At 36.6% G+C, this 23,191-nt stretch carries 25 protein-coding genes; all 25 read right to left on the reverse strand.

The annotated features are described in order from the left end of the window. Positions 1 to 34 precede the first annotated feature (34 nt). The 25 genes from M0Q46_01250 to M0Q46_01370 all read right to left on the reverse strand — a co-directional run bounded on the left by M0Q46_01250 (position 35) and on the right by M0Q46_01370 (position 23,112). Complete coding sequence (locus M0Q46_01250; GenBank protein MCK9582239.1) at positions 35 to 1,195, reverse strand: acyl-CoA dehydrogenase family protein; 1,161 nt, start codon at positions 1,193 to 1,195, stop codon at positions 35 to 37. Positions 1,196 to 1,207: 12 nt separating this feature from the next. Then, on the reverse strand, positions 1,208 to 1,903 hold the full coding sequence (gene rnc, locus M0Q46_01255) for a ribonuclease III (protein MCK9582240.1): 696 nt from the start codon (positions 1,901 to 1,903) through the stop codon (positions 1,208 to 1,210). Further along, positions 1,893 to 3,134 carry a beta-ketoacyl-ACP synthase II gene (gene fabF / locus M0Q46_01260; GenBank protein ID MCK9582241.1) on the reverse strand — a complete coding sequence of 414 codons (1,242 nt, stop codon included), beginning with the start codon at positions 3,132 to 3,134 and terminating at the stop codon, positions 1,893 to 1,895. Before fabF ends, rnc begins: the two co-directional genes overlap by 11 nt. 96 nt (positions 3,135 to 3,230) lie before the next feature. Further along, positions 3,231 to 3,470: an acyl carrier protein gene (gene acpP / locus M0Q46_01265; GenBank protein MCK9582242.1), complete on the reverse strand. Its 240-nt coding sequence runs from the start codon at positions 3,468 to 3,470 to the stop codon at positions 3,231 to 3,233. 29 nt (positions 3,471 to 3,499) lie between these two features. After that, complete coding sequence (gene fabG, locus M0Q46_01270) at positions 3,500 to 4,243, reverse strand: 3-oxoacyl-[acyl-carrier-protein] reductase (protein ID MCK9582243.1); 744 nt, start codon at positions 4,241 to 4,243, stop codon at positions 3,500 to 3,502. Between the two features lie 15 nt (positions 4,244 to 4,258). Then, positions 4,259 to 5,206 (reverse strand): ACP S-malonyltransferase, encoded by a 948-nt coding sequence (gene fabD / locus M0Q46_01275; protein MCK9582244.1) that lies wholly within the window; start codon positions 5,204 to 5,206, stop codon positions 4,259 to 4,261. A gap of 4 nt (positions 5,207 to 5,210) precedes the next feature. Continuing rightward, a complete protein-coding gene (locus M0Q46_01280; GenBank protein ID MCK9582245.1) occupies positions 5,211 to 6,188 on the reverse strand; it encodes a ketoacyl-ACP synthase III in 978 nt (325 codons plus the stop codon). Position 6,189: 1 nt separating this feature from the next. Next, entirely contained in the window at positions 6,190 to 7,200 is a 1,011-nt protein-coding gene (plsX, locus tag M0Q46_01285) for a phosphate acyltransferase PlsX (protein ID MCK9582246.1), read from the reverse strand. Then, positions 7,200 to 7,439 (reverse strand): 50S ribosomal protein L32, encoded by a 240-nt coding sequence (rpmF, locus tag M0Q46_01290; GenBank protein ID MCK9582247.1) that lies wholly within the window; start codon positions 7,437 to 7,439, stop codon positions 7,200 to 7,202. The genes plsX and rpmF overlap by 1 nt, the downstream gene beginning before the upstream one ends. 18 nt (positions 7,440 to 7,457) lie before the next feature. Next, positions 7,458 to 7,913, reverse strand: a complete 456-nt coding sequence (locus M0Q46_01295) for a DUF177 domain-containing protein (protein MCK9582248.1) — start codon at positions 7,911 to 7,913, stop codon at positions 7,458 to 7,460. Positions 7,914 to 7,957: 44 nt separating this feature from the next. Then, the gene (locus M0Q46_01300) at positions 7,958 to 9,160 is read right to left on the reverse strand and encodes an acetate kinase (protein ID MCK9582249.1); all 1,203 of its coding nucleotides are present in this window, start codon (positions 9,158 to 9,160) and stop codon (positions 7,958 to 7,960) included. Positions 9,161 to 9,163: 3 nt separating this feature from the next. Next, a complete protein-coding gene (gene ndk / locus M0Q46_01305; GenBank protein MCK9582250.1) occupies positions 9,164 to 9,772 on the reverse strand; it encodes a nucleoside-diphosphate kinase in 609 nt (202 codons plus the stop codon). Next, the gene (locus tag M0Q46_01310; GenBank protein ID MCK9582251.1) at positions 9,765 to 10,835 is read right to left on the reverse strand and encodes an isocitrate/isopropylmalate dehydrogenase family protein; all 1,071 of its coding nucleotides are present in this window, start codon (positions 10,833 to 10,835) and stop codon (positions 9,765 to 9,767) included. The genes ndk and M0Q46_01310 overlap by 8 nt, the downstream gene beginning before the upstream one ends. Before the next feature lie 158 nt (positions 10,836 to 10,993). Next, positions 10,994 to 12,145, reverse strand: a complete 1,152-nt coding sequence (locus M0Q46_01315; GenBank protein ID MCK9582252.1) for a glycosyltransferase family 4 protein — start codon at positions 12,143 to 12,145, stop codon at positions 10,994 to 10,996. After that, a complete protein-coding gene (locus tag M0Q46_01320; GenBank protein MCK9582253.1) occupies positions 12,146 to 13,444 on the reverse strand; it encodes an NAD(P)-binding protein in 1,299 nt (432 codons plus the stop codon). After that, positions 13,441 to 14,487 (reverse strand): undecaprenyl/decaprenyl-phosphate alpha-N-acetylglucosaminyl 1-phosphate transferase, encoded by a 1,047-nt coding sequence (locus tag M0Q46_01325; protein MCK9582254.1) that lies wholly within the window; start codon positions 14,485 to 14,487, stop codon positions 13,441 to 13,443. The genes M0Q46_01320 and M0Q46_01325 overlap by 4 nt, the downstream gene beginning before the upstream one ends. After that, on the reverse strand, positions 14,484 to 15,617 hold the full coding sequence (locus M0Q46_01330; protein MCK9582255.1) for a DegT/DnrJ/EryC1/StrS family aminotransferase: 1,134 nt from the start codon (positions 15,615 to 15,617) through the stop codon (positions 14,484 to 14,486). Before M0Q46_01330 ends, M0Q46_01325 begins: the two co-directional genes overlap by 4 nt. Positions 15,618 to 15,789: 172 nt before the next feature. Next, positions 15,790 to 16,926 carry a glycosyltransferase family 4 protein gene (locus M0Q46_01335; GenBank protein ID MCK9582256.1) on the reverse strand — a complete coding sequence of 379 codons (1,137 nt, stop codon included), beginning with the start codon at positions 16,924 to 16,926 and terminating at the stop codon, positions 15,790 to 15,792. Positions 16,927 to 16,946: 20 nt separating this feature from the next. Then, positions 16,947 to 18,059, reverse strand: a complete 1,113-nt coding sequence (locus M0Q46_01340; GenBank protein ID MCK9582257.1) for a glycosyltransferase family 4 protein — start codon at positions 18,057 to 18,059, stop codon at positions 16,947 to 16,949. 123 nt (positions 18,060 to 18,182) lie between these two features. After that, positions 18,183 to 19,151, reverse strand: a complete 969-nt coding sequence (locus tag M0Q46_01345; protein ID MCK9582258.1) for a flippase-like domain-containing protein — start codon at positions 19,149 to 19,151, stop codon at positions 18,183 to 18,185. Further along, a complete protein-coding gene (locus tag M0Q46_01350) occupies positions 19,144 to 20,052 on the reverse strand; it encodes a hypothetical protein (protein ID MCK9582259.1) in 909 nt (302 codons plus the stop codon). The genes M0Q46_01345 and M0Q46_01350 overlap by 8 nt, the downstream gene beginning before the upstream one ends. Then, the gene (locus M0Q46_01355) at positions 20,053 to 21,321 is read right to left on the reverse strand and encodes a hypothetical protein (GenBank protein ID MCK9582260.1); all 1,269 of its coding nucleotides are present in this window, start codon (positions 21,319 to 21,321) and stop codon (positions 20,053 to 20,055) included. A gap of 3 nt (positions 21,322 to 21,324) precedes the next feature. Then, positions 21,325 to 21,915, reverse strand: coding sequence for a TonB C-terminal domain-containing protein (locus M0Q46_01360; protein MCK9582261.1), 591 nt, complete (start codon positions 21,913 to 21,915; stop codon positions 21,325 to 21,327). Beyond that, the gene (locus M0Q46_01365; protein MCK9582262.1) at positions 21,899 to 22,615 is read right to left on the reverse strand and encodes a tetratricopeptide repeat protein; all 717 of its coding nucleotides are present in this window, start codon (positions 22,613 to 22,615) and stop codon (positions 21,899 to 21,901) included. The genes M0Q46_01360 and M0Q46_01365 overlap by 17 nt, the downstream gene beginning before the upstream one ends. Then, entirely contained in the window at positions 22,612 to 23,112 is a 501-nt protein-coding gene (locus M0Q46_01370; protein ID MCK9582263.1) for an OmpA family protein, read from the reverse strand. Before M0Q46_01370 ends, M0Q46_01365 begins: the two co-directional genes overlap by 4 nt. Positions 23,113 to 23,191: the final 79 nt, after the last annotated feature.

Below are 23,191 nucleotides of genomic sequence, written 5' to 3' on the forward strand. Positions count from 1 at the left end.
AAATGCTCCTTTTGACTGTACAAAAACTTAGTACTTATTTCTTTGCAGCGCTTTCTTTTATTAACGACAGTGCTATTTCATTGCGTTGAATTTGGCTTGTGCCTTCGTAAATTTGTGTAATTTTCGCATCGCGCATCATTTTTTCTACAGGATATTCGCGGCTATATCCATAACCGCCGAAAATCTGTACTGCTTGCGTTGTAACTTCCATTGCAACTTCAGAAGCATACAGCTTTGACATTGCCGATTCTTTTGTTGTTCTTTTCGTTCTATCTGAATCCATCATTCTTGCTGTTGCATATATTAGCGCTCTTGCAGCTTCAACTTTTGTTGCCATATCAGCCATCATATGTGAAATCGCTTGAAACGAGCAGATTGGCTGACCAAACTGTACTCTTGTTCTTGAGTATGCAACCGCTTCGTCAAGCGCGCCAGCCGCAATTCCAAGTGCCTGTGCCGCAACACCCGGGCGTGACGAGTCAAGCGTTGACTGAGCAATTATAAGGCCGTGCCCTTCTTTGCCTAGTAAATTTTCCTTTGGAACCATACAATTATTGAAAATCAATTCTCTGGTTGAAGATGCGCGAATACCCATCTTTTTTTCTTTTTTACCAAACTCAAAACCTGGAGTGCCTTTTTCAATTATAAAACAAGATATGCCACGGGCACCTCTTGCTGGATTTGTTTTTGCAAACACAGTATATGTTTCGGCATCGCCAGCATTAGTAATAAAACACTTTGTACCGTTAAGAACATAGAAATCGCCTTCTAACTTTGCTGTTGTTCTCATTGCAGTTGCATCGGAGCCAGCTTCCGGCTCAGTTAAACCAAATGCCGCAAGTTTTTTACCTGAGGCAATATCTGGAAGATATTTTTTCTTTTGTGCTTCGTTACCGTTGAGAAGTATTGGAAATGTGCCAAGAGCTGTTGCGGCAAGGCCAAGAGCTATACCACCGTCAATTTTGCAAAGTTCCTCAACTACAAGAACAAGGTCAAGTACCCCGCCGCCAAAACCGCCGTACTCTGCAGGAATGTAAACGCCGCAAAGATCTGCTTGCGCAAGTTCTTTCATAATTGGCCATGGAAACTCTTCGGTTTCATCGTAGTGTTCTCTAACAGGTTTTATTTTCTCTATTGCAATTTTTCTCGCCAAATCAACAATCATCTTTTGTTCATCAGATAAAAAATAATCCATTTACATCCTCCATTATTTTTTCGCAACACTGTTTTTGATTTTATTTATTGCACGCAAAGCAAAACGCGCGGCGGATTGTTCTGCTTCTTTTTTTGAACGACCAGAACCCTTTGCCACTAAAGTTTCTTTAATATAAACGCCAACCTCAAAAATTTTTTCGTGATCACTGCCTGATTCATTTAAAACAGCGTATCGCGGTAGTGTTTGGTGGTGTGATTGTGTGTGCTCTTGGAGTTTGCTTTTTGAGTCACGCACGACAAGGCGTTTTTGCTTATTTAAAAAACCATGAATAAACTTTTTCGCTTGAGTAAAACCAGAATCAATGTAAATTGCGGCAACAAGTGCCTCAAAGGCATCTGAGAGTATGCTATCTCTTTTTCTACCGCCATTTGCATCTTCAGCAGTGCCAAGCAATAAATAAATTTCTAAGTTAATGGCTTTTGCCCAGCGGGTAAGACCTTGCCCTGAAACAATATACGACTTTAGTTGAGAGAGGCGACCTTCTGCTTCGTTCGGGAATTTATTGTAAAGAAATTCTGCCACACAAGCACCAAGAATACTATCGCCAAGGAATTCAAGCCGTTCATTAAACTCATCAGAGTTATTCTCTGAGGCATAGGACTTATGTGTAAGTGATTTTTCAAGGAGCTTTTTACTTTTAAACTTATAACTTATGGTTTTTTCAAGCTTAGAGAAATTATTCAACATATCTTTTAATTACAATTGCCGCGTTATGCCCGCCAAACCCAAGAGAGTTGGAAAGTGCACAATTTATTTTTATGTCTCTGGCAATATTTGGCACATAGTCAAGGTCGCACTCGGGGTCTGGTGTTTCGTAGTTTATTGTAGGATGAATAAAACCACCTTTCATGCATGCGAGTATCGCTATTAATTCTACTGCGCCTGCCGCACCAAGTAAATGACCTGTCATTGACTTAGTTGACGATATTGGAATACTTCTTGCTCTTTCGCCAAAAACTTTTTTAATTGCAAGTGTTTCTGTTTTGTCGTTATATTCAGTAGATGTGCCGTGGGCATTAATATAGTCAATATCGTTAATGCTTACACCAGCATCGTTAATTGCAGTTTTAATTGCTTGAACCGCCGCATCACCGGTGGGGTTTGGAGCCGTCATGTGATAAGCATCGTCTGAAGCACCATATCCGGCAAGCTCACCATATATGTGTGCTCCACGCTTTTTTGCATGTTCAAGTGTTTCAAGTACAACTATACCGGCACCCTCACCCATTAAAAAACCATCTCTGTTTTTATCAAAAGGCCGAGATGCCTTTTGAGGTTCATCATTACGCTCAGAGAGAGCTTTAATGTTGCAAAAACCGGCAAGGCCAAGAGGTGTTAAAGCGGCCTCAGAACCACCGGATACCATTACATCGGCATCACCATAACGCAGTAAACGCAATGCGTCCCCAATCGCATGATTTGAGGAAGCACAAGCGCTTGAAATAGCATAGTTTGGACCTGTAAAACCAAAATGAATTGCAACTTCACCTGAGAGCATATTTGTTATTATCATTGGAATTAGAAATGGGCTTACACGGCGAGGGCCTTTTTCTAAAAGCGTCTTATTTTCTTCTTCAATTACATCCAAACCGCCAATACCAGTGCCAGTAACTACGCCAATACGAGATAGGTCTTCTTTTGAAAGATCAAGTTTTGAATCATTTACAGCGGCTATTGCGGCTGCAACTCCAAGCTGGGTAAAACGCGCCATTCTTCTGGCTTTCTTTCTGTCAAGAAAATTTTCCGGAACAAAATCATTTACTTGCGCCGCAATTTTTGTAGGGTAATTGGTTGTGTCAAAACGAGTTAGCAACCCCGCACCGGATTTCCCAATTTTAAGAGAGTTAGAATAAGTTTCAAAACCTATGCCAATAGGCGAAAACACACCTATGCCGGTTATGACTACGCGTTTATTCATTGCCTTTTCACCTCTGTAAATAAAAACCGAAACAACAACCAGCTCGCAACTGTAATTAACAATCGCGAGTTGGTTAATTGTTTTAAGTTAAATAAATTATTTTTTGTGTGCTTTTATGTAATCTACTGCCTGACCAACCGATTGAATTTTTTCCGCTTCCTCGTCTGGAATTTCCAAACCAAACTCTTCTTCAAAAGCCATGACCAACTCAACCGTGTCAAGTGAATCTGCTCCAAGGTCATTTACAAAAGAAGCACCTATTGTAATTTCTGCCGGGTCAACGCCAAGCTGTTCCTGAATGATTTCTTTTACCTTTGCTTCTATTTCTGCTGACATCTGTACGCCCTCCTTTTGGTTTTTGTTTATTATAGGTACATACCGCCGTTAACGGCGATGACTTGTCCGGTTATATAAGATGAATCTTCAGTGCATAAAAAAACAACTGCTTTTGCTATATCTCGTGCTTCGCCTAAGCGGCCAAGCGGTATTTGGTCTGCAAGTTTCTTTTTGGCTTCTTCACTTAAGGCATTGGTCATTGCAGTTTTGATAAACCCCGGAGCAACCGCATTTACATTTATATTTCTTGAAGAAAATTCTCTTGCACAAGTTTTTGTTAGAGCTATTACCCCTCCTTTTGAAGCAGAGTAATTCGCCTGTCCAGCATTGCCCATCTGTCCGACAACTGAGGCAATGTTAACGATTTTACCGCCGCGGGCTTTGAGCATTACACGACTTACCGCTTTTATACAGTTAAAAACGCCTTTTAGGTTTACCGCAATTACAGAGTCCCACTCCTGTTCGCTCATGCGCAATATTAGGTTGTCTCTGGTTATGCCGGCATTGTTGATTAGTATATTTATTTTGGAAAATTTGTCAATAGATTTTTGTATAAGGTTTTCGCACTGTTCAAGCACCGCCACATTCGCCGCAATTGCGAGTGTTTCAACTTTGAACTGTTCTTTAATTTCATTGGCCGTTTGCAAAGCAAGTGCATCGTTTATGTCTGAAATTACGACAGAGCAACCTTCTGCTGCCAATGCTTCCGCAACAGAGCGGCCAATACCTTGCGCTGAACCCGTAACTATTGCTACCTGACCTTTAAGTTTCATACTTGCTTACTCCAATTAATTTAATTTTTGCAGTTCTTCAATTGTTTTATTTAAAGTTTTAAGGTCTTCAACATTAAGCAGTTTTACTGCTTTTGATATGCGTTTAACCAAACCCGACAAAATCCTTTGCGGGCCAAGTTCAACAAACACATTTACTCCTGCTGATATCATTAGAGAGATTGAATCTTCCCAAAGAACGGGATGGTTTATTTGCAGAACCAACTTTTCTTTAATGTTTTGTGCTGTAGTTGTAAGTTGCGCATCGCAATTTGTTACAACCGGAAATAACGGGTTAGAAAGGTTATAATTACCAAGTTCGGCTTTCATATTTTCTGCAGCCTCAGACATAAGCACACTATGAAACGGCCCGGATACATTTAAAACTACAGCTTTCATAGCACCAGAGCTGGAAGCCAGGTTAACAGCATTTTCAATTGCATCTTTGGAACCAGCAATAACAATTTGACCAGGGCAGTTAAAATTTACGGCTTCACAAACTCCAAAAGAAGATGAGTTTTTGCAAATTTCCAACACTTTATTCTTTTCAAGACCCATTATTGCCGCCATTGCACCTGGGTTTTTTATTGATGCGTTTTGAATAAACTCACCGCGGGCTTTTACAAGTTTTAAGCCGTCTTTTAATGAAAACACTTTTGAAGCAGCAAGTGCCGAGTATTCACCTAAAGAGTGACCAGCAACAATAATTTCGTGGTTGGCAAGGTTGAAGTTTTTTTCAAACACAGAAAATGCGGCAACGCTTGCAGTAAATATCGCTGGTTGAGTGTAGCGTGTTTGTTTTAGCAAATCATCAGGGCCTTCAAACATTATCTTTGAAATATCAAAGCCAAGCGATGCATTCGCGACTTCTAATACAGCTTTTGCTTCCTGAAAATTTTCAGAAAGTTCTTTTGCCATTCCAATATATTGTGAGCCCTGACCTGGAAATATAAGACCAATTTTCATTTTATCAAACCCTTAGTACCGCGGCACCCCATGTAAAACCGCCGCCAAATGCTACAAGTTCTACCAGGTCACCCTGTTTTAAACGGCCTTCTTTTCTTGCCTCATCTAAAGCCACTATTGTGGTTGCAGATGACATATTACCGTATTTTTGCAGATTTACAAAAACTTTGTCAAGTGGGAACTCCATTCTTTTAGCAATGGCTTCAACTATTCGCAGATTTGCCTGATGAGGAATTAAAAGCGATATATCATTAGCAGTTAAGTTTGCTATTTCAAGCGCTTTTTTTGCGGCTTCAGCCATTTTTGTTACAGCTACTTTAAAAACTTCTCTCCCTTCCATTTTCATATAATGAAGGCGTTCATCTATTGTTTTTTGAGATGTTGGGTTGCGCGAGCCACCTGCCGGAAGTTTTAAGAGGTTTTCGTAGTTGCCATCTGCACCAAGGTATATAGATAGAATATTTGATTCCTGATTGGTTGCGCCAAGCACAATGGCACCAGCTCCATCACCTAATAGCACACATGTATTTCTATCTTGCCAATCTGTTATTTTTGAAAGTGTTTCAGCGCCAATAAGCAAAATCTTTGAATAAGAACCACTCTCTATTAGCCCTTTTGCAACCCCAAGACCATAAATAAACCCGGTGCATGCCGCAGACATATCAAATGCAAATGCTTTAGTAGCCCCAAGTCCTTTTTGAACAAAACACGCAGTTGATGGAAAAAACATATCGGGTGTTATTGTAGCAACGATTATCGCGTCTAAATCTTGCGGGGCAACATTTGCCTCTTCTAAGGCCTTTTTTGCGGCTTTAATTGCGATGTCTGAAGTTGCAATAGAATCATCAACTATTCTGCGTTCTTTAATACCTGTGCGCGTTGTTATCCATTCATCGCTTGTTTGAACAATTTTTTCAAGTTCTAAATTCGTAAGAACTTTCTCTGGCAAAAACGAACCAGTACCAAGTATTTTCACGCCAATTTTATTCATTCGTGTCATCCAATGTGAATTTTTTAATCTCTTCTGCTATGTGTTTGTGCACATTTAACTCAGCATAATGACCAGCGTTAATTAAAGCATTTTTAATAGCTTTTTCATTTGATCTTCCATGGCCAATTAAACACGCCCCATTAACACCAAGTAAAGGCGCCCCACCATGCTCAGAGTAATCAACGCGTTTACGCAAATCTTTTAATGCTGCCCATATGAACGGTAAAGATATCCATGCAAGAGGGTGTGATTTTAACTCTTCCTTTACTAGTGTCAGCAGCATTTTTGATATACCTTCAGCAAATTTGAGAACCACATTTCCTACAAAACCATCACAAACAACAACATCGGCTTTACCTGCTGTAATGTCTCGCCCCTCAATGTTACCAATAAAATTCATTCCGGAATTTTTTAATGTATTGTATGTTTCAATGGTGAGTTCATTGCCTTTGGTTTCCTCTTCACCTATTGAAAGTAAACCGATTGTCGGGTTTTTAATTCCAAATAATTTTTCAGTATAAATTCTGCCCATGAGTGCGAACTCTAATAGATGTTTTGGCTTGCAGTCGGAGTTTGCACCAACATCAATTAGTACTGTTTGCCCGCAAGATGTTGGTAAAATTGCAGTTATAGCTGGCCTGCTTATACCCTCAATTCTTCCAAGGTAAATCATTGCGGCGGCCATTGCCGCACCAGAGTTGCCAGCTGTAAAAAATGCATCGGCTTTGTTTTCCGCTACAAGCAAAGCTGCAACAACTATAGATGAGTTTTTTTTCTGCCGTACGGCTTGGGCAGGATGATCATCCATTGTTATTATTTCGTCGGCATTTACTATAGATATATTGGGTGGTATTTTTTTATGGCGTGCAAGCTCTAACTTAAGTACAGCTTCTTGGCCAACAAGAATTATCTCGTGGTTTGTTTGCGCAGCAGCCAAAAGTGCGCCAGAAACTGTTACGGAAGGAGCATTGTCGCCACCCATTGCATCAAGGGCAAGACGCATTACTTTTTACCTTCTGTTGTTTGTTCGCTTTCTTTTTTTTGCTCGGCAGTTTTTTTCTTTTCTTTTTTAGGAACTATCAGTTCACCGTTGTAAAAACCACATGCCTTACAAATTCTATGCGGTAGTTTTGCGGCACCACAGTTTGGACACTTTGATGAATTTTCAGCTTTAATTGTCCAGTTTGATGCTCTGCGGCTATCTCTTCTACTTTGGGAATGTTTCTTTTTTGGATTTGGCACTGTTCCTCCATTATTTGATTATTTTAATAGATTTTTTAGTTTGCTCCAGCGAGTGTCAATAGGTTTATTGTCACTGCAAGTGCAACTTTCTTTGTTTTTTGACACTCCGCAAACCTGACAAAGGCCAAGGCAATCATTTTTACAAAGAGTGTTTTGGGGAATAAATAAAATTATATCTTCCCTCAGCTGTTCGGACACATTAATTTCTTGTGTTTCAACTGGGTAAAACTTAACATCGGAAAGATTAATTGGAAGCTTAAACTCTTCAAGACATCTAGCACATACAGCATTGATAACGCCAGAGATAGCATAATTAATAGTAAAGCCACCATCAATAAAATTAGCTGTATAATTAACCCCAATGTTTTGGGCTTTTACAAGCTCACCAACATTTTCAAAAACAAGGCCTTCACTGCTGCCATGCAAAGTGCCTTGTTTTTTTATGTTTTCTGTTTTGAGAATTATATCTTTCATTGTTGCACATCCAAAGAACAAATTTTTGCTATTATAAGGTTTGCTTATGCATTTGTCAATACGCGAACAGCTTCACGAGCTATCATAAGCTCTTCATTAGTTGGAATTACAAGAACTTTTACCTTCGATGTTGGTGCTGACACTTCCCTTTCTTTTTGTGATAATATATTGTTGGCGTTATTATCAAGTTCAATACCAAGATTGTGCATTTTTTCACAACACAAACTTCTGACTATTGGGTTATTTTCACCCACTCCGGCTGTAAACACAATAGCATCCGCAGAGTTTAAAACACCAAGATATGAGGATATGTATTTTTTAATTCTGTAGCAGTAAACATCTATTGCCATTTTTGCCCTTTCATTACCGCAATTGGCTCCCTTTAATATTGTTCTCATGTCATTGGTAAACCCAGTGAGACCGAGTAGACCACTTTTATTGTTAAGAATTGAATTTATTTCTTTAAGTGGTATTGACTCATTTTCAACCAGGTGTGTTACTATTGCAGGGTCAATGTCGCCACAGCGAGTGCCCATAACAACCCCTTCTAGCGGGGTAAAACCCATTGAAGTGTCAACTGATTTGCCGTTTTCAATAGCGCTAATGCTGCATCCATTACCAAGGTGGCAGGTAATTATTTTTAGCTCATTTAAAGGTTTTTTAAGCATAATTGCAGCGCGTTGCGCTACATACTTATGAGATGTGCCATGAAAACCATATTTGCGAATTTTGTAATTTTTATAGTAGTCGTAAGGCAAGCCATACATGTATGCGCATTGAGGTATGCTTTGGTGAAATGCGGTGTCAAAAACAGCAACTTGAGAAACACCTGGTAAAACATTGCCACATGCAATAATGCCTTCAATGTTTTTAGGATTGTGTAATGGCGCAAGTGCTGAACACTTGTCTATATCGTCAATTACGGAGTTGTTTATTAAAATAGAATCTGAAAACTTTTCTCCCCCATGTACCACGCGGTGACCAATAACAGAAATTTCATCTTTAGATTTTATTAAGTTGTATTTTTTATCAAGCAATTTATCTAAAACAAGTTTTATTGCTTCATGGTGAGAGTTTGCTTTACAAGGTTCTTTGCAATCTTGCTCGTTTGCGAACTGGTGCTTAAATGTGGCCTCTTGCGTGCCAATGCACTCAATTATACCGTTTGCGAGTTGGAGTTCTTTTTCTACATCAAAGAGAGTGTATTTTAATGAAGATGAGCCGGAGTTAATTACGAGTGCTTTCAATGTTTAATCCTCTTTCCATGCATCTTGCGAATAATGAAAAATTTCGTGATCCGCAAAAAAATGCTTAATTTCTATATCGGCTGAAGCAGTAGAATCTGATGCGTGAACTACATTCCTGCGATTATCCGTTCCATACTTTGCTCTTAAAGTTCCGGGTGCTGCATCTGCAGAGTTTGTTGCACCTATAAGTTGTCTTATTTTTGCAACGGCATTTTCACCTTCCCAAACAGAAACAATAATTGGAGCTTTAAGCATAAAAGAAATTAGTTTTTCAAAAAATGGCTTACCGATATGGATGCTGTAAAATTGTTCAATAACCTCTTTGCTTGGTTTTAGCATTTTAAGCGCAATCAATTTAAGGTTGTTGTTTTGCAAAGTGGCAAATATCTGCCCACAAATATTTTTACAAACACCGTCTGGCTTTACTATTAGGCAAGAGCGTTCAACCCGAATTTTGCAATAGGGTTCGGAATTCGTCAAAAGATTCGGGACATTTTTATCCGCAAAATCTTTGCCAATGGAATTACCATTAGCTGCAGTTTTTGCGTCAAAACTGCCTCCGTCTATTTCGCCTCTGTTCTCAAACCTATTGCAAAGTTCGGGTTCAAACATTCATATTTCTCTTTACGTTTTCAATTAAGGCATTCCCAAACTCTTTTGTTCCAGCTGAACCACCAATATCGTAAGTTAATGTTTTGCCTTCTTTAATTATAGCAGCAACGGCATTTTCAACACTTATTGCGGCAATATCCTCGCCGAGGTGTTTAAGCATTAATGCCGCGGAAAGTATTAACGCCGTGGGGTTTACTTTGTTTAAACCTTTATATTTTGGTGCAGATCCATGAACTGCTTCAAAAACCGCACAATCAGTGCCAAAATTAGCCCCGGGGGCAAGCCCCAGCCCACCTATTAACCCGGCGCAAAGGTCCGAAGCGATGTCACCATAAAGATTTGGAAGTAAAAGCATGTCATATAGTTGTGGCTTTTGAACTAACTGCATACACATATTGTCAATTAACCTTTCTTCATATTCAACTTTCCCTTCATATTCTTTTGCAACTTTGCGCGCAGTTTCAAGAAATAGCCCGTCTGTAAACTTCATGATATTTGCTTTTGTTACGGCGGTTACTTTTTTGCGATTGTTTTTTATGGCGTAGTCAAACGCAAAGCGTGCTATTCTTTCTGAGCCAAATACAGAAATTGGTTTAATTGATATTGCGGAGTGTTCGCGTATTTTTTTAGGGTCTAATGCTGTTATTTGTTTTGCTTCTTTGCTATCTGCAGGAAACTCTACGCCGGCGTAAAGATCTTCAGTATTTTCTCTAACGATTACGAGATTGATATTTTCAAAACTGGTTTTTAAACCTTTAAATGTTTTGCATGGGCGAAGGCAACAATAAAGGTCTAACTCCTTTCTAATAGCCACATTAACAGAGCGGAAACCAGTACCAATAGGTGTTGTAATTGGCCCTTTTAAGCCAACTTTGTTTTTGCGAATTGAGTTTAGTGTTGATTCTGGCAATGGTGTGCCGTATTTACCCATAACATCGGCGCCTGCTTCAACTACTTCCCAGTTGATTTTTATACCTGTGGCCTCAACAACTTTTATTGTAATATTTGAAATTTCTGGGCCGATTCCATCTCCCGGAATTAACGACACATTGTAATTTTTCATTTTTTGCTCCAATATTTTTTTGAAACTGATTTTATACGAAAGTGCATTTTTTGTCAACCAACGAATTGCCGCGAGAAAAGTAGCAACTATCCTTGAACCCGAATTTTCTTTTCGTCATTTACTATTAATATTTTTATTTGCGTCAATTTTAAACCTTTTTATAGAGTACTGGTAAGTCCTTTGTATAATTGTTCTTGTTGGATAACCATATAATCAATATCAAATTCTTTTGTCATTTTATTTCTTGCGCTTTGTCCAAACCTTAAAGCAACTTCAGCGTTATTTAGAAGATAAAGTATTTTTTCAGCCATTGTGCTTACATCACGCGGAGTAATTTGGAAACCGGTTTCGCCTTCATATACTATTTCACGCACTCCATCAACAGCATTTGCAACAACAGGTTTTGAAGAACACATTGCTTCTAAAATTGTCCTTGGCAACCCTTCCCATAATGATGTCATAACAAAAATATTGGTCATTGCAAGAATATCAGGTATGTCTTTTCTCCAACCAAGCAGTAACACTTTGTTTTCTAAAGCGAGGGCTTTTATTTCCATTTCTAACTCGCACCGCCCTTTACCATCACCAACAACTAAAAAAATACAGTTTGCGTTTTTCCATAAAACCTCGGAAGCAACTCTAATGTAATCAAGCAGATTTTTTTGCGGTTTAAACGGCCCGATGGTTGTAATAACACTTTTATTGGCAGGTATGTTTAAAGATTTCTTTAATGCTTCAACATCGGCTTTATTTTCAAAATACCTGCTTGTTTTAATACCGCATCTGATTAACACATATTTATCTTTTTTGCCTATATGTTTTGCAATAGCTGTTGATATATTGTCATTTGATACCGCAATAAACTTATCAGTTATTGGCGCTATGAGTTTTTCCGACATTAGAAATATGGTTTTTTTGAGTTTCCCTTCGTAATCGTTAAAACCAAAACCGTGGAATGTATGAATTGTTACGGGCACGCAGGCCAGCTTTGCCGCAATTCTACCTAAAATACCCGCCTTTGATGAATTCGTATGCACAACTTCTGGTTTGATAAATTTCAATAACCTCCAAAGTTTATAAGTGCAAATTATGTCGTTAAGTGGCGAAATTTGACGCACAAGTTCTTTTACAAAATAATTCTTAATGTCGGGGATTTGCTTTGCTGTTTCATCAAGAATTCCACCAATGCCGCTAATTAAAGAAACCTCAAATATATCTTTATTTAATTTACTAACGGTATGCAGTGTTGCCAGCTGCGCACCGCCAAGTTCAAGCTGGGTAATTATATGGCAAACTTTTATTTTACGCATTTACTCTAAACTCTCCATAAGCGCTTTTGCATCGCTAATAGATTCTTCAACAAAAGAGTACTTCCAAGCGCCATATCTGCCAATTGAATAAACACCATTTTTATTAAGCAGTTCATTGATTTTTTTCAAAAGCACCGGCCTTTGCCAATCATAAGTTACATAAGCATACGGCATATCAAGAAAATTTAGCGTTTCAATTTTATCTGATACCATTGTTATACCAGCATCAATTAGACCAGCAATAATTTCTTTTAAGATTTTTGGTTTATTAACTTTAGTTTTTGGTTTACGGCTCAACTCTACATAAATAGCAGCACACCCATCGGGAGCGCAATTCTTTGTAACATTTGAATAAACACCAACCCTGTAAAATGGATATTTGTTTTCAGGAAAGTAAACCCAGTGCTGAGCATTAGCAAAGGGTTTGTTAGGCTTGTTTCTTTTGATACCAATATTTACGCACATTACGGAATTCCATTTTAATTTACCAGATAAATCTTTTGCTTTTCGCTCATAGTTGCCTTTTATTGACTTTAAAAGTTCGGGTAGCGGCTGTGTTGATATAAGATATTTATATGAATGAACTTTACCATTTGAGTCCGTTATGGTTTTAGCTTTTAAATCAACTGTTTTTACACTTATACCAGTAGCGATATTTTCAAGTTTTTTTGAGAAACAATCTATTAAATACTGGCATCCACCTTTTTTGGGGTAGTTAAAGTGAACATTGTAGCCAAAGTCTTTGTTTCTGGGAGTTGATGCGCTTTGAATAATTTCGTCTTTGCTTGGGTTTGGAACAAATGGAGCCACCCACTGTGTTGAAAGCTTATTAGCTTTAATTGTCCAAAGTTTTTCATTGTATGGCTGCATAAAATACTTCGTTATACCGCGACCGAATGTTGCAACAGACCAGCTTAATAAATCAGGAAACTCTTTTGTTTTTTTAAGTGATGGTTTGCGTAGGAACTCTTTTACACATTCATCTTTGATGTTTTGCGGCAAATAGTATAGGTTTGCCTGAAAAGGAAATGGTACCCATGATTTATGCGTGTAGATTGCCGAATTTCTCTTAATTTGCACAAAGTTACTACCAAGCATACTTGAAAGCAAATTTTTTACATAAAGGTTTCTTAAATGAATAAAATGACCTGAGTAGTCAAAAGTAAAACCATCAACTTCAACAGAACGGCAAAGCCCACCTAATGTAGCTTCGCGCTCAAAGAGTTTGTAAGAAAGTTTTGAAAACTTGGCGCAGGCAAGGCCTGTAATTCCGCCACCAATTATTAAAACATCACTCATTCAATTTTTACCTTGTTTATCCGGTTAGTAATTAAAAAAATAATAAAAGCTAAAACACAAAGCAACATAATTGCATTGCTTATGTTAGAGCGGGTTATCAGATATGCCCCAATTGAAACAACAATCGCCATAATATATGTTAAAAATATGATAGTTCTTCTCAAGAATCCCATTTTTTCTAAACGTAAAGCAAAGTGGTCTTTACTGCCAAGAAATGGCGACTTCCCCTTTTGCCAGCGGATCAAAGAAACTAAAATTGTGTCATAAATTGGGATAATCAAAATTAGTAAAGGTGCAATTAAGGCCAAATCATTTAATTTTGTATAAGATGTGCCCATTGCTATTGCAGCCAAAATAAAACCGGATGTTAAGCTACCAGTATCACCCATAAATATCTTAAATTTGTTTGAAAAATTATAGGGTATAAAACCAAGTGTGCCGCCTGCAAGAGCCGCGGCGCAGAAGTTTACATATATTGCCTCGCCGCGCATAGAAATAAGCAAAAATGCCATACTTGCAATAAAAACAACTCCGCTTGATAGGCCGTCCATAATGTCAATTATATTTAAGGCATTTGTTATAGCTACAACCCAAAATATCGTAAATGCCGCTGCAATTATATATGGCGAAACAAAGTGTATGCGTATATCAAAAAACAAAAGCGCTATGGCGGCCGTAATCTGAAAAACAAATTTCCACTTAAAACCAATCCCCTTTGGCACAATATCGTCAATTAGGCCAAGAATGAGCACAATGAGAGACCCTGTAATGATACCACGCAGGTTTACTAGTGTACCATTAGGAAAATGTGTAAACAACCTCACTACGAACAGTGCAATTACCCATCCAGACCATATTGCAAGGCCGCCAAGGTAAGGCGTTGGTTTTTTGTGTGTTTTTATCTGTGAGTGTGGGCAATCTAAAATGTTTAATTTTATTGCCACTAAGCGAAATATTGGGGTTAGTATAGAGGAACTGACAAGAGCTATAATGAAGGTTACAAAATATATCAAAAACGGATATGAATTTATGAAATCCTTCATTTATTTACCCTAATAGCATCAATGATATTTTTACAAATGTAATTAATTTTATCTTCCGAGAGCTCGGGGTATATTGGCAACGACAACACGGTGTCACAAACTGCTTCTGCCTGCGGATAATCACCTTTTTTGTACCCAAGGTTTGCATACACTCTTTGCATGTGCAATGCAAGCGGATAATAAATCTGGTTAGCAACGCCATTTTTTGTAAGATAATTTTGAACTTTATCCCTTTGTTCTTTTGAGCTAAAACGAATTGTGTAATAGTTAAATGAATGAGTTATGCCTTCTTTACTAACAGATGGCACAATTACGAAATTGCTTAATTTTGTTGCATAAAGTTTTGCGCATTCATTGCGTTTGGCTGTCCACTGATTTATATATTTCATTTTAACACGAAGTATTGCGGCCTGCACCGTGTCTAAGCGAGAGTTAAAACCGTCTATATCATGAAAATAACGAACCTTGCTGCCGTGATTTCTAAGCATCGTTAGTTTTTCTTTAACCGAACCATTGTTTGTTGCTACCATTCCCCCATCACCAAAACAGCCCATATTCTTTGCCGGGAAAAAACTAAAACAACCCGCATCGCCCATTGAACCTACAGGCTGAAACTTTTGCCCATTATATTGGCACGATGCACTAAATGCCTGAGCGCAATCTTCAACAACTTTCAAATTATATTTTTTGGCAATTTCCATTATTTTATCCATCTGTGCCGGCATACCGTAAAGATGTACCAGAAGGATAGCTTTTGTGCGCGGTGTTATAGACCCTTCAATTTTGCTGGCATCAATATTGTATGTTTTAGGGTCTATATCTACAAAAACTGGCTTTGCGCCGCAATGAATTATAGCCTCTGTTGTTGCAATAAATGTAAATGGGGTTGTTATTACCTCATCACCTATTTTAACATTACATGCAAGCAACGCAAGCAACAAGGCATCTGTTCCATTTGCCACGCCAACAGCATATTTCGTTTTGCTATAAGCGGCGAACTCTTGCTCAAAAGAAGTTACAGCGCTACCAAGGATAAAATCGGTTTTCTCAAATACAGCCATAACGGCGCAATCAATTTCTTCTTTTATAGAGTGATAATTTTCAACCAAGTCAGTTAGAGGAATGTTCATAGTTTAATTTCCGAGTTTTAATTTTGTCTTAAGAACCCCGCATAAAAGTGGATAAATAACTGACAAAAACACTAAAAAATGCGCCAATAAATATATTTTCAGAGATGATAACATAAATAGAGGCAAAAATTCCAACCGCCAACACTATTAAATATAATCCAACTTCAGGTATCTATTTATATATACCTAATAGTCTTTTTTTCATGATTTCCCAACTATATTTTTTATCATATAATAATCTCCCATTTTTCCCCATTTCAATACATTTACCAGGATTATTTTTTAAATACTGCACTGCTGCAAAGAAGGATTTTGCATCATAATCTATTACTATACCAATGTTTTCTTCTTCAACAACTTTATCAATACCAATTCCCCTGGAAACTATTATAGGTTTTTTAAAAGCCATTGCTTCATAAAACTTATTCGGAGCAGAATACTTATGATTAATAATTTCAGGATCGTATGTCGCGAAAAGAACATCAGCTTTGGCTTCAAGAAGCAATGCGCTGTTATAATCCATTTCTCCATAAAAAACAATATTGTTATGTTTTTTTGACAATTCTTTAAAGTATTCACTAAGTTTGCCATAGCCGCCAATATGCAACTCAATATCAGGATTAACTGAAATTAAATTTCCAATCTCCGATAACAATCTGCCATTTTGCAATAATCCAACATAAACAATTCTAAATCGATTATTCTGTTTATTCAATGAAATTGAATCATTAGCAAAGTTGATTTCTGGCGTGTTATGAATAACAATTATATTCTTAGGTTTTGTTTTACTCATCTGCTCATATCTGTTTTCATTACAAATAATCACGGTATCAGCGTTATTTATGATCCCTATTTCTAAATTTTCTATAAATCTCTTAAGAAATTTTGGGACGGGCCGTGAATGTATATAATAATCATAAATATCATATATTAATTTCTTTTTAAATATTTTTGAAATAAGAAATGACGGTAATGCTGTTTCAAAATCACAACAATGGATTATGTCAAACGAATTTAAGTTTTTTAACATTCTAATTAGCAACCACAATTGGAAAAGGATGAGTTTACCTAACGACTTGTATCCATCCCCATAATTACTTCTTATTTTGAAATAAGCTATTTTGAAATTATTTTTTTCAGACAACGAACTAAGTTTGCTTGTACCAAAACCATCTCTATCCCAACCTAAAACAAGTAATTTGCAATTATATTCTATTAGAGTATTAATTTCTTTTGTAGCTCTTGAGTCATTGAATATAGAAGTTGACCTCAAATAAACCACTCTAAGTTTATCGTTTGTTAACAACATATAAAACTACTCCTGAGTTTTTAGTTACTTGCATTTGTAGTGATTAAACCTTTATAAATTTTTAAATAATTATTTGCCATTATAATATCAGAATATTTTTCCATAACAACCAATTTTGCATTTTCCCCAAGAACTTGCCTAAGCGTTTTATCAAGGGCTAATATGCTCATAGCTGCAGAAATACTTTGTATATTTGGTTGCACAATTAAACCAGATACATTGTTTATTACCATTTCAGGAACATCACCAACAGCCGTTGTAACAACCGCTTTACCATGCGCCATTGCCTCTAAAAGCGCATAGGGGCTTGCTTCATCATACGAAGGTAAAACAAAAATATCGGATATATTATAAACAAGTGAGACATCATTGGTATCGCCAATAAATATCACATTTTTTTCAATGTTAAGAGTTTTTACCAAATCTTCGCACTTTCGCTTTAGTTTCCCATCACCTGCAATAATTAATTTTACACTAATTGGTATTCGGCAAATTTCTCCAAAAGCATTAATCAGGTTTATTATCCCTTTCTCAGGTGATAAGCGGCCAACAAATGAAAAAAGTACCTCATCTTTGATACCAAAATTCCGTCTTGTATTAGCCTTTTGAACATCGGAAAACTCTTTTACATCATCAAATGATACACCGTTACTTACTATTGTAATTCTGGCTTGGTTTACTTTATGATTTATCAAAATCTTTTTAACCTTTCTTGATGTAGCAGCAACATGGTCAAAAAAATGCAATACAAATTTATCTAACAACTCGAAAAAATTGAATTTTTCTATCCAATTGTGGCATGTAGCAAGTATTTTAACACCTGTTTTTTGTTTTAGGATCAATGCATATAAATCAGGTTTTATTCCGTTTGCATGAACAATTTGATAGTTTTCTTCTTTTATAACTCGGTTGAGTGATGCAATAACACTTTTATCATACATTGACTTGCAGGCAAAGACATAGTTTTTTATACCCATACTTGTTAGAGTGCTGTTAAACTCATTGTTAACTTCTCTGAAAATATTTACAACTGCGCAGTTGTGCCCAAGTGCGATAAGGCGTTTTGAAAGTGTTAACACAAAACGTTCACTACCATAAATTTTTTTTGCGCTAAGAAGCAATAGAATATTCATTAATTGATGTATGCCTTAAACATTAAAATTGAGTATAATAACTTGTCGTGGTTTTCTTTTCCGTTAAGCGATTTATACCAACTCTAGTAATATTGCACATGGATTATTCCCAGAAGATTTAACCTATTTTTGAATTTTTACAAGCTCGGCAAATGTCAATTTTTCTCTTACTATTGAAGTTATTCCCATAAAGGCCACACAAAGCAGTTGAATTGCGTGCAAAGTTAAAATATATCCAAAAGCAATGTTTTTTTCAACACCAAAAATAGCAAGTGTGCTTACCCCAACAAACTCAACTGTTCCAACATACCCGGGCGCGCTTGGCAATATAGCGGCAAAGCCAATTGCTATCATTACAAAAAGACACTGTTGATATGTTAACTGCAATGAAAATGCAGAGGCCACAGTAAAGAAAACACTTGCTTCAATTAGCCATATTATAACTGACAACAATAATGTCAAAAACAATATTTTTCTTTCGTGAAGTATTTCAAGCCCACCAGCAAAATTATTTATTAAATGAAAAAGACGATCTTTAAATTTTTGCGAAAATGGCAAAATAGCCGGTAGTTTTAATACAAGTTCCTTGTTTTTTGAGTATGTTATAAGAAAAACGAATGCTCCAATAAAAATAATTGAGGCAGTTATAAGTGTGTTTTTTATGCCGCTTGGCAAAGCGTTTAACATCAGCATTGATAAGGCAAGTAAAAAAACATACGCCACTCCGTCAAAGATCCGTTCAATAACAATTGTAGCAAGCACACTGCTTTTTGAAACTAAAGCTTTTTTGCCTGTTATGTATGCCCTTACAATTTCACCTATTCTAAATGGCAATGTGTTGTTTGCGAAAAAACCAATTGCTAAAAATGAAAAACATCTTTTAGTAGGCAAATTTACAAGCTTAGACAAAAGCATTTTCCACCTAAAACTTCTTATAACAAAAGAGGAACAATAAAGAACCGCACCCACAAGTAAAAGCAGCCAATTTGATGCCTTAACAAACTCAAAAGAACTCTTTAAGTCAATTTGCCTAAGTGTTAAAAAAAGCAGTACTGCACCTATAAGCAATCCTACAAAAACTTTTTTATTCATTATCCATTTCCCATAGTTGAATTATTAACGCAATTCTTGAGCCGGCATTTAAAACACTTTCCTTGTTGAATACTTGACCTACTTCGTTTATAGATGCCATAAACGGAAGCGAAAAGGCAAGCTCCCTTGTTTCTTTTGTTATAACATCGTTAAGCAATATTGAGTTTTCTCTAGACCTTTGTAATTGCATCATTGCAGTCGTTTTGGTATTCGTGCTTGCACTTTGCCAATAAGCATTTAAAGCTACACTTACGCCAATTTGCGCACTTTGCGTTGAGATAATTACAGGTGTAAGGTTTATTGAAAGCTCAGCAGAATAATCTTTTGAATAATCACTCTTAAAACTAATTGTTGCGGTTGAACCATAGGGTGTAATGAAATTTGCAGATTCGTATATCTTTTTGGCCTCACCATTTATGTCAAGGTTGTAAAGCTTAGAGAACTCACTTTTTGTTAATAAAATAGTTTTCAAATCAGCAGTAGAGCTTATTAAACCTTGTTCGTAATTCCTGCTCATTTCAAGAATAAAAACTTTCATTTGCACAGTTTCAAGTTTTGAATCTGATATAGCAATAAAACTTGTGATATCATTAAATTGATTGGTAAACGCACTGACCACTAAACTATTGGTATCATTGTCGCATAGTACAGTTATTGAGCTAAAAGAAAGTTTAAGTTTTTCACTAAGAACTTGCGGTACTATGTAATTAAGCGGAAAGGTTTTTGTGATTATCTCAAATTCCTTTACCCTATTTAAAGGCAAATCTGAAGTTGCTACTTTTTTTGTAATTGGAGTAATTTCTTTTGAGTTTTTTTTGTGTTTTGTTCTGTCAGCTTCCATGGAAGCTGACAGAACAAAACAAAGTGTAAAAATAAGTAAACACAAACAAATTTTTTTCATTTAGTTTGACCAATCCGGTGTTACAGAACTACCTTTTATATTGCTCAATAATCTTTTAAAAGTTCCGTCAAGCGATATTATAAACAATAAAGATTTATTTTTTACTTTTTCTGAGTACACAATAAACCTGCCGTCGGCAGACCATGATGGGTTTTCCGCATTAGTTGTACCATAAGTTAATCTATTTATATCATTACTTTTCATATCAAAAACATAAAGTTCATAATTTTTTGTTCCGCTAAGCATTGAAAAAACAATTTTATTTCCACGCGGCGACCAGCGAGGCGAATCGCAGTAGCCGTTTAAAGGCACTTTGCGAACATTTACACCATCTAAATTCATTATATAAAGCTGAGGATACCCACTCCTATCAGATATAAACGCAATCTCTTTTGCGCTTGGTGAAAAAGTAGGGCTTGTGTTGATTTTACCCTCAAAAGTTAACTGCCTTAAGAGTTTGCCCTGTAAATTGATTAAATAAAGGTTTGGACCGTGTTTGCCGTTTTGCGTTAGGGCAATGCTCTGATCATCAGGTGAAAATATGGCGGCTGTGTTTATACCCTGTTTTTTAGATATTATCACATTATTCATTGTTGCAAGTGTAAGCATGGCAATATCAGGGTTTACATCACGATAGGTTGTATATACAATTTTGCTTTTATCTGCAGACCACTTTGGCAAAATAGCAATTGAACTATCAAATGTTAGTTGTTTTAATCCATGCCCATCATAATCTATGCAGTAAAGCTCTTTAGAGCCAGTTGAATTGTTAGCAAATACAATTTTTGTTGAAGCAACACCTCTCTCACCTACGAGTCGAAAAATAATTTCATCACTTATGTTATGGGCGCATTCTCTAAGCATTGAGGATGTAAAAACATAAGAGCTTTGCCATATTACTGTTTTGCCTAAAGTATCACTTAAACTCGCATACAAAACCTGTTTGTTTTGGATTTGAGTAATTTTGCCTGCAACTAGCAAATCAACACCTATGTTCTCCCACTCGCTAAGTTGCTCTAACTGCCCAGTGTATACTGGACCGCCGTCAATTAAGTTAAAGTACCTTGAAAGAAGTAAATCACGCCTTATTATTGAAGAGAGTTCTTTTCCTGCACCGTCTTGCGAAGTTGTGCCAATAAATTCGCTGACACCAATATCAGTTCTACTTCCATGTGAAGTAAGTTTTAAATAAATATCGGAGCAGAAAGCATAAGAGCTGCCAAAAACTAATAATAAAACCACACAAATAACTTTAAAGCGTATTTTCATAATTTACTCAATAAAAGAGAACTCAAAAAAAACACCAAGATAATTTTCATTAAAACCTTCCGGCAATGGGGCAAAAGGGTTTGCTAAAAGCACCGCGCGCAGTGCTTGCTGGTCAAATGTTTTATCATTAGAACTATTTTTGATACGCACATCGGTAATTTGCCCGTTTTTTTCTATTTTAAAATAAACAACTGCTTTATAGCGCCCGGTATTTATTGACCATTGCCAATTTGAATTGATTTTTTTTACAATGGCATTTGTATAGTAGTTGTAAGGAAAGCGGGCGTTGTCTAATGCAATTTGGTTTGATTGTTTCAGAGTGCTTGCTTGTTTCTGTTCTTTTGGTAAGTCGGGTACATTTTTTTGTTCTATTTTTTTTATTGGTTTTTTACTTTTTTGCTTTTTCAAATTAATACTGTCTTTTTCCTCTTTGACAACTTCAAGTACTGTTTGCTTAGTGTCTTGCGCATAATAAACAAGCTCAAATGGAACGGTTATGTTGATAGTTTTATTTTGGCCGATGGAAAGAAAAGCAATCAGCCCAATATGCAACAGCAGAGAGATAAAAAAAGTGAACTCAAGGTTTTTGAGCATCTTGGCCCTTTGTTTGGACCTTTTGGGCGGACATTTTTGCTTCTTGTGAATCTGGGAACTCAGAGTACAATTGTTTTAGAAGTGTTTTTGTTTTTTCACCGTTGCCAATTTTTTCATAGCAGTCCGCGAGTTTATATAGCACAGACGGACTTAACTCCATGTTCGTTTTGTTATTTAAAAAAAGCTCAAACTTAGTTATAGCGTCATCAAAAGATTTTTTTGAGTAGTAGGAATCGGCCAAATAGTAGTTTGCCTTATCTGAAAGTTCTGTATCAGGGTATTTTTCAAGATATGTTTCAAACCCTGTTATAGCGAGGTCATATTTGCCGTTTGAATAATCATTGTAAGCCAGATTGTAAAGCGCAGATGGGCTTGGAGCTATTGAAAGCGTAGTGCCAGAAAGCTGCTCAAAAAGTTTATCTAGCCGTTGAGAAAAGTTCGCATCTACATCATCAAGTTTTTGCCCAAGAGAAGACATTCTATTTTGTGTTTCTTTTAGGTTGGAACCGAGTATATCTAACTTTCTTGAAAAACTCTCAGTTTTATTAGAAACATCTGCCTGATTTGTTTGAAGTTCATTTATTTTAAGTTGTAGTTTATAGATATCTTCTCGCAAACCTGAAACCTCCGTACTGGTTGCGATACAGCCAGACAATAAAAATAAAAAAATAAATGTTAAACCAAAGATATAGCGAATCATTTTCCTCTTACTTTTGTTTCAGCTCGTCTATTTTTCGCATATGCATTTTCATTATCAGAATCATCTAACAAATTTTCTTTACCATACGAAATTGTGCCTATATTACCTGCTGGAACTCCAAGAGATATATAATAATCACGAACAGCCGAGGCCCGTTTTTGACCAAGTGCAAGGTTGTACTCAATAGTACCGCGTTGATCGCAGTATCCTTCAACTATTATGTTAGCGATTGAATACTCTTTTAAATAACTCGCATTCTTTTTTAATACATCGCTCGCGCTGTCACTCAAGTCGTAAGAGTCATAGTCAAAACTTATGTTTACAAGTCCTTCAATCGATTTCCAATCTTTGAAACGAACTGACGCCTCATCCGAATCTTTGTTAGTGTCGCTAACTTGCGGCACAATCGTCTCAGTTGGTTTAATTATTTGTTTTTTTGCGCAACCGGCATTAAAAATTAAAGTAACTGCGAGTAAAACAAGGAATATTTTTGACATTTTTCTGCCTCCATTTCAATTTGATATATTTTTAAATATTTTACCCGAATGCGACGAGTGTGTCAAGTATTATGTAAAA

Source organism: Endomicrobiales bacterium (assembly GCA_023228045.1).
Classification (GTDB): Bacteria; Elusimicrobiota; Endomicrobiia; order Endomicrobiales; family JALOBY01; genus JALOBY01.